Consider the following 1,358-nt stretch of genomic DNA (forward strand, 5'->3'; position numbering starts at 1 on the left):
TTCAGACGTGTGGTCTTGCGATCGGGCCCGGTGCCGCGGTCGTCCCGTCGGGCCCGGCCGCGGCCCGCCTCGGGGTGTTCCTCGGGGTGTGCCTCCGGGTACGCCCGGCGCCGGATGCTCACGGTCCCCTCCTCACGCCGCGCCGCGGTCGGACACGTAGTCCCGCACCCGGTCGATCAGGCCGACGCCCGGGGCCAGCACCTTGCGGGCGGCCGGCGAGGAGGGCGCGCCGGGGTGCGGCCGGGTCGGTGCGGTCGCCTTGGAGCGGCGCACCTGGTTGCCCAGCACCTCCAGGTCGGCCTGGCTGCAGGCCGCGCGCAGGGCCGGGAAGAGGTTCTGCTCCTCGTCTCGGATGTGCGAGGTGACCTCGTCGACCAGGGTGGTCGTCAGGGTGTCCAGCCGGGGGTCGCCGGCGTCCTTGCCCTCGATCTCCTTGAGCAGCCGCTCGACCTTCGCGTGGTCCTCGACCTCGCGGTCGGCCATCGCGTCGCCGCCGCCCACGTACTCGCGGACCGCGGGGTACAGGTGGGCCTCCTCGGCCACGGAGTGCCGGACGAGCTCGATCGTCACCTCGTCGAGCAGCGACTTCCGGTGTTCCCCGGTGGCCTGCATGATCTGCGCGAAGAGCTCCTCGACCTCGCGGTGGTCGGTCTCGAGTTCCTTGATGACGTCGCCGCCGTGGCCTGCCATCGCCGCCTCCTCGGTAGGGGCCCGCCCGGTGCGGGCCGTGACCGGCGGGTGCCCCGTCCGGCCGGGTGCACACGTGCCGTCCGGCGGACGTCCCCCGGACGGCCCGATGGCTTCCGTCACAGCGGGTAGACGACGCCGCGAAGGACCGACCGGGGGACGGAACGGACGGCAGAAGGTGGACGGCATGCGTTTCCACGACCGCGAGCAGGCGGGCCGCGACCTCGCCGAGGCGCTGTGCAGACAGCTCGGCGGCGTACCGCCGGATCCGCTGGTGCTCGCCCTCCCGCCCGGAGGAGTGCCGGTCGGCGCGGCCGTGGCGACCGTCCTCGGGGCGCAGTTCGACGTACTCGTCGCCCGGCTCGTGCGCGCCCCGGACAGCCCCGAGGTCCCGGTGGGCGCGCTGCTGCCCGGCACGCCGCCGCAGTGGCAGGAGCACGCGCTGCGCACGATGGGCCTGACGAAGCAGCGGCTGGCCGGGGAGGTCGCCGACGGGCGGGCGGAGGTGGACCGCTGCGAGGCGCTCTACCGCGAGGACCGGCCGTTCCCGCGGGTCCGGGGCCGGACCGTCATCCTCGTCGGCGACGGCCTCGCCACCGGCGTCGTCGCGCGGGCCGCGCTCTGCCGCCTGCGCGAGCAGCGGCCGGCCCGGCTGATCATGGCCGCGCCGG

Annotated in this window: 2 protein-coding genes; one reads left to right on the forward strand and one right to left on the reverse strand. The window is 75.7% G+C overall.

From position 1 onward, the window contains the following. Positions 1 to 132: 132 nt before the first annotated feature. On the reverse strand, positions 133 to 690 hold the full coding sequence (locus tag ABZ641_RS37600) for a hemerythrin domain-containing protein (RefSeq protein WP_344625356.1): 558 nt from the start codon (positions 688 to 690) through the stop codon (positions 133 to 135). A gap of 184 nt (positions 691 to 874) precedes the next feature. On the opposite strand from ABZ641_RS37600, the gene ABZ641_RS37605 reads away from it, so the two are divergent. Continuing rightward, on the forward strand, positions 875 to 1,358 hold a 484-nt coding region (locus tag ABZ641_RS37605; RefSeq protein ID WP_359989095.1), incomplete at its 3' end, for a phosphoribosyltransferase family protein.

Origin of the sequence: Kitasatospora sp. NPDC007106, from assembly GCF_040634455.1 — a bacterium.
Taxonomy (GTDB): domain Bacteria; phylum Actinomycetota; class Actinomycetes; order Streptomycetales; family Streptomycetaceae; genus Kitasatospora; species Kitasatospora arboriphila.